Consider the following 554-nt stretch of genomic DNA (forward strand, 5'->3'; position numbering starts at 1 on the left):
ACCCTAGGCGAACACGCCATCAACAAATACGAACATTTAATGCAACGAGTGGAGCAAAAACAAGTGGACGATTTAATCGAAGCCAACAAACAAAGCATTCAGACGACCCCCGCGCCTGCCGCCGAAGAGAGCAAATACGAAAAAGTCGCCGAACAGGCCAGCTTCGACGACTTTATGAAAATCGACATGCGCGTCGCCAAAGTATTGAACTGCGAAGCCGTCGAAGGCAGCACCAAACTCTTAAAATTCGACCTCGATTTCGGTTTTGAAAAACGCATCATCTTCTCCGGCATCGCCGCGTCTTACCCAAATCCTGCCGAATTGAACGGCCGCATGGTCATCGCCGTCGCCAATTTCGCCCCGCGCAAAATGGCAAAATTCGGCGTATCCGAAGGCATGATCCTCTCCGCCGCCACCGCAGAGGGCAAACTGAAGCTCCTCGACGTTGACGCAGGCGCACAGCCCGGGGATAAAGTGGGCTAGTATCAAATCTTAAGGAGAAACCATGTTAAACCTTTCCGCACCTGTACTTAAAGAAATTGAGTTGCTTAATG

At 50.7% G+C, this 554-nt stretch carries 1 protein-coding gene; it reads left to right on the forward strand.

The annotated features are described in order from the left end of the window. Window positions 1-483, forward strand: a 483-nt coding sequence (metG, locus tag ACTHUE_RS19965) for a methionine--tRNA ligase subunit beta (protein ID WP_440424273.1), incomplete at its 5' end; no start/stop codon positions are given. Window positions 484-554 lie beyond the last annotated feature (71 nt).

Source organism: Neisseria sp. P0021.S005 (assembly GCF_051956955.1).